Here is a 4,865-nt window from a genome sequence, read left to right on the forward strand (position 1 = left end):
CTGGGAGAACCCCTTCCAGGTTACCCGGTTTTGTTCGCCCGCCCGGCCCCTCAAGAGGGACTTGGGAATATTGGTCGGGCTGTCGAATGGAGAGATACCCCTGGTCCAGATTTTCGTCCGCGACAACAACGTCGATCAGGCGCTGAAGGCCCTGAAGAAGAAGATGCAACGCGAAGGCTCGTTCCGCGAAATGAAGCGGCACGTGCACTATGAAAAGCCGTCGGAAAAGCGCGCCCGCCAAAAGGCCGAGGCCGTCCGTCGCGCTCGCAAGCTGGCCCGCAAGCGCGCCCAGCGCGAAGGCCTGCTGCCGATGCCCAAGAAGGTCACGCGTTAAGACCTGACCTCTTCGCTTCGTCGAAGTTTCGAAGGCCGCGCGGCGATCCGCGCGGCCTTCGTCGTTTTGGGATCAGCCCTTTCCGCCCGCCTGCGCCACGCCCGCCTGCGCCACGAAGGCGACGGCGCGGACGATGTGGTCGGCGAAGCGACGGCCGATCAGCAGGGTGTGGGTCGCGGCCTCGACGTGATCGACCAGACCATGCTCCGAGCGCCGCGCGGGAGCCGCCTGGGCCTCCTTGCGCGCCTCCCGGCCCGCCACCGGCCCCGCCGTGACGACAGCGACCGGCCACTTCGGATCGAACTGCGGCTCGCGGCCGGCCTGGTCCGAGGCCTGCTTCCACAGCCCGACCTCCTCGGCCGCCGTGCGATTGTGGCGGCCGTTGGCGAAGGCCCAGCCCTTCTCGGCCTTGGCGGCGGGCGGCAAGTCGATCTTGTCGCCCAGGCGTGTGTGGACCAGCGGCTTGTAGAGCCCGATCGAGGCCCCGCGCGCGGCCCATTTGGAAATGTTGGCGAAGGCCTCGATGAAGCCGCGCATCCGCGGATCCTGGGCGGCCTCGGGCGTGGCGGCGTCGACCAGGATCACGCCGGCCACCTTGTCGGGATTGCGGCCGGCGAACTGACGCAGGCGCAGGCCCGCCATCGAGTGGCCGACCAGGATGTAGGGCCCCTTCTCTCCCGAGGCGGCCACCAGCTTCTCGAAGTCGGAGACGATGGCGATTCCGTCGCGGGGACTGGGTCCGGGCGGGGAATAGCCCATGCCGGCGCGGTCATAGGCGCACGAGCGCCAGCCGGCGGCGGTCAGGGCCTCCTGGGTCGCGCCCCAGTCCGCGGCGAAGCCGAAGGCGCCGGCCTCCAGCCAGACCACCGGCCGTTCGCTGCGGACGCCCTCGCAGACCAGCCGCAGCTTTCGGCCAGGCTCGATCTCGACCATCTGGCCGCGAGGCTTTGGCGCCCCGGCCGCGCTCATCAACCCGCCCACGGCGATGAAGGAGACAAGGAGGAGCGCAAGGCCCGCGACGCCACGACCGAGAAACTGGATCATGACGTTCAATGTAGTGACGGTTTGTGACGCGTCGAGGCGCGGTGCGTCCGGAGACGGAGCTTTAGCCCTCGGAGACCGGAATCCGCGCACGCACGCGGCCGCCCTTGGCCTGGGCGATCCTGACGCCCGCCTTGGCCGCGCCCGCCTTGGTCACCCCTTCTGGCCATTTCGACACCACCGCCAGGCGCACCTTGCGCGACACGCGGCCGGCGGCCCGGATCGGCAGGTCGTCGGCTTGCGCGAAGCTGCGCCCCAGGAAGAAGGCGGGATTGAGCGGCTTGTCGTCCTTGCGGATCTCGAAATGCAGGTGAGATCCGGTGGAACGGCCCGAATTGCCGACATAGGCCACCGTCTCGCCGCGACGCAGATAGGTCCCGCGCTTGACGTTGCGGGCCGGGGCCTTGAGGTGGGCGTACATCGTGTTCAGTCCGCCCTTGTGCATCACCTCGACGAAGCGGCCGTAGGTGGGGCTGACGCCGGTGCGCTTGACCACGCCATCGGCCGCGGCCTTGACCGGCGCGCCGGCCGGGGCGGCGATGTCGACGCCCTGGTGCAGGCGACCGTTCTCTTCCCAGGGCATCTGGCGAAGGCCGAAGGGCGAGTCGATGACCCGGCCAGGCAGCGGCGCGTCGAAGACGAAGGCGGGCGGCGGCGGCGCGGGCGGCGCGACGTCGACGGACTCCGACGCGGGAGCTTCGACCGCCGCCCGCGGCGGCGCGACAGGCCCCGCAACCCAGGCGCCAAGGGCCGCCACGCCGTTCAGCGCGCCCACCATGGCCGCGACGCCTAGAGTCGCGAAGAAGGCCAGACGCAGCTGCGTTGACGGAATAGCCAGGCTTCTTGAGATCAAACCACTGCCTCTCGAACTCCGGTCAGTCGAGAGGACCGCGCCAAGACGGGCCAACTCACATACTTGACCTTTCAGGATGATGAACGGCGGGCTCTATGACTTTCATATTGGGCGGAAACAGGGCGCAGCTTAACCATTGATTCAGGATACTTCTGATTTTCGCGCCCCTAGATTGAAGGGCACTCGATTTTCTACTTGAATTCATGGGAGGATGCGCCAGGAACCGGCTGGGGCGCCGGGAAGTCGTTTCTCAATAGTATATATTTTATGACTGGCACATTACGTAATGTTCATAACATTAAGATCGATTCACTCGCTTAATTGTACGTCATGAAGGAGACGTAACGGGACTTCGCGAACTCTCGGGAATAGTAAGTATTCATCGGCGCAGGGAAAAGCGCCCAGCCAGAGGGATACTTCAAATGCGCAAGTTCATCATGAGCCTCACCACTGTAGCCAGCCTCAGCCTGGCCGCCGTTCCGATCCTGGGCCTGACCCAAGCCGCCAACGCCGCCGAGCCCGCCGTCCACATCGCCTATGGCGACCTGAACCTGGCCAGCCCGTCGCACGCCAAGATCTTCAAGGCCCGCGTCGAGACCGCCGGTGAAGACCTGTGCCGCGCCAAGCTGCGCAGCAGCACCGGCCTGGACATGCCGATCCGCGCCTGCGTCGCGGCCGTGCGCCGTGAGGTCAACCGCCAACTGCCCTCGACCCAGCGCCAGGCCCTGGCCTACGCCGCCCACGCCAAGTCGGTCGAGTTCGCGGCCAAGTGATCGACACGACATCCCACCTCCCCACACCCCGCGACAGAGGCCCCAGGCGAACCCTGGGGCCTTTGTTCGTTTGAGTTGTAAAATGGCGGATGATGACGCAAAGATTGCATACCGACGCGAAGGTAGCGCATGCCAGTTATCTCAAGCTTCTTCGGCATCGCGATCCGCATCTATTCGCGAGACCATCCGCCACCCCACCTGCATGCCGAACACCAGGGCGTCGAGGCCACATTCTCGATCCCGACCGGAGAGCCCCTGTAGGGCCGCCTTGGCAGACGAGCCGAACGGCTGGTGAAATCCTGGATCTCAATCCATCAGGCTGAACTTATTCAGAACTGGAATTTGGCCTATAATCAGGAACCGACGTTCAGGATCCCCGGACTGGATGCAGATGTATAAGCTCGTCAAGGTCACCCAGGTGACCGCGCTGCCCAACCATCATCTGGCCATGACCTTCTCTGACGGAAGCTCGGGCGTGGCGGATCTGCGCTCATTCGTCTTCTCCGGCGGAACCATGGTCGAGCCCCTGAAGGACCAGGGCTATTTCGAGCGCGTCGTTGTTGAAGGCGGCGCGCCGACTTGGCCAAATGAGCTCGACATCGATCCGACCAACGCTCGGAGACTGCTGGAGGAAGCTGGTCTTCTCCGCACCGATGGCGAGGCCGCCTGACACAAAAAAGGCCCCGGATATCGCCCGGGGCCTTCATCGTTTCGGTGAGGCCGGCGCCTAGAGCGCCTTGACGATGCCCTCGACCATCTTCTTGGCGTCGGCGAACAGCATCATCGTATTGTCCTTGAAGAACAGCTCGTTCTCGACGCCGGCATAGCCCGAGGACATGCCGCGCTTGACGAAGAGGACGGTGCGGGCCTTTTCGACGTCCAGGATCGGCATGCCGAAGATGGCGCTGGTCGGGTCGGTCTTGGCCGCCGGGTTGGTGACGTCGTTGGCGCCGATCACGAAGGCCACATCCGCCGTCGAGAACTCGCTGTTGATGTCCTCCAGCTCGAAGACCTCGTCATAGGGGACGTTGGCCTCGGCCAGCAGCACGTTCATGTGGCCCGGCATGCGGCCGGCGACCGGGTGGATGGCGTACTTCACCTCGACGCCCTCCTCCTTCAGCTTGTCGGCCATTTCGCGCAGGGCGTGCTGGGCCTGGGAGACGGCCATGCCGTAGCCCGGGACGATGATCACCTTGCTGGCGTTCTTCATGATGAAGGCCGCGTCGTCGGCGCTGCCCTGCTTGACGGGACGGGTCTCGACCTTGCCGCCGGGACCGGCCGCCGCGGCGTCGGCGCCGAAGCCGCCCAGGATCACCGAGACGAACGAGCGGTTCATGCCCTTGCACATGATGTAGGACAGGATCGCGCCCGAGGAACCGACGAGCGCACCGGTGACGATCAATGCCGAATTGCCCAGCGTGAAGCCGATGCCGGCAGCCGCCCATCCGGAATAGGAATTCAGCATCGAGATGACGACTGGCATGTCGGCGCCGCCTATCGGGATGATGATCAAAATTCCCAGCGTGAGCGAGAGCGCAACAACGATCCAGAAGTCCATCGCACTTTGCGAGACGAAGAAGCCATAGACAAAGAAGATCAAACCGGCGGCGAGCGCGAGGTTGATGACGTGCCGGCCGGGCAACGTGATCGGCTTGCCGCTCATACGGCCAGACAGTTTCAGGAACGCAATCACCGAGCCGGTGAAGGTGACGGCGCCGATGGCAACGCCGAGCGACATTTCGATGAGGCTGGCGCCATGGATATGGCCGTGGGTGCCGATATCAAAGGCCGCGGGGGCATAGAAAGCGCCCGCGGCGACCAGCACCGCCGCCATGCCGACCAGCGAATGGAAGGCGGCGACCAG

Annotated in this window: 6 protein-coding genes and 1 pseudogene; 4 read left to right on the plus strand and 3 right to left on the minus strand. The window is 65.1% G+C overall.

Annotation, left to right across the window (positions count from 1 at the left end; all coding sequences use genetic code 11):
- Window positions 1-100 precede the first annotated feature (100 nt).
- Window positions 101-334, plus strand: coding sequence for a 30S ribosomal protein S21 (gene rpsU / locus VJ655_RS14280; RefSeq protein WP_324112172.1), 234 nt, complete (start codon window positions 101-103; stop codon window positions 332-334).
- Between the two features lie 72 nt (window positions 335-406).
- Here the strand turns inward: rpsU and VJ655_RS14285 are convergent, their stop codons facing one another.
- On the minus strand, window positions 407-1,378 hold the full coding sequence (locus VJ655_RS14285) for an alpha/beta fold hydrolase (protein WP_324112163.1): 972 nt from the start codon (window positions 1,376-1,378) through the stop codon (window positions 407-409).
- Between the two features lie 61 nt (window positions 1,379-1,439).
- The gene (locus VJ655_RS14290) at window positions 1,440-2,228 is read right to left on the minus strand and encodes a M23 family metallopeptidase (protein WP_324112165.1); all 789 of its coding nucleotides are present in this window, start codon (window positions 2,226-2,228) and stop codon (window positions 1,440-1,442) included.
- A gap of 422 nt (window positions 2,229-2,650) precedes the next feature.
- On the opposite strand from VJ655_RS14290, the gene VJ655_RS14295 reads away from it, so the two are divergent.
- The 3 genes and pseudogenes from VJ655_RS14295 (at window position 2,651) to VJ655_RS14305 (ending at window position 3,671) form a co-directional block, all read left to right on the plus strand.
- Complete coding sequence (locus tag VJ655_RS14295; protein WP_324112167.1) at window positions 2,651-3,001, plus strand: UrcA family protein; 351 nt, start codon at window positions 2,651-2,653, stop codon at window positions 2,999-3,001.
- A 129-nt stretch (window positions 3,002-3,130) separates the two neighbouring features.
- Window positions 3,131-3,400: pseudogene (locus tag VJ655_RS14300) on the plus strand (DUF4160 domain-containing protein).
- On the plus strand, window positions 3,387-3,671 hold the full coding sequence (locus tag VJ655_RS14305) for a DUF2442 domain-containing protein (RefSeq protein WP_324112169.1): 285 nt from the start codon (window positions 3,387-3,389) through the stop codon (window positions 3,669-3,671). Before VJ655_RS14300 ends, VJ655_RS14305 begins: the two are co-directional and overlap by 14 nt.
- Window positions 3,672-3,728: 57 nt before the next feature.
- Here VJ655_RS14305 and VJ655_RS14310 read toward each other — a convergent pair.
- Window positions 3,729-4,865: NAD(P)(+) transhydrogenase (Re/Si-specific) subunit beta (locus tag VJ655_RS14310; RefSeq protein WP_324112170.1), on the minus strand; the 1,137-nt coding region annotated here is incomplete at its 5' end.

Origin of the sequence: Caulobacter sp., from assembly GCF_035254145.1 — a bacterium.
Classification (GTDB): Bacteria; Pseudomonadota; Alphaproteobacteria; order Caulobacterales; family Caulobacteraceae; genus Caulobacter.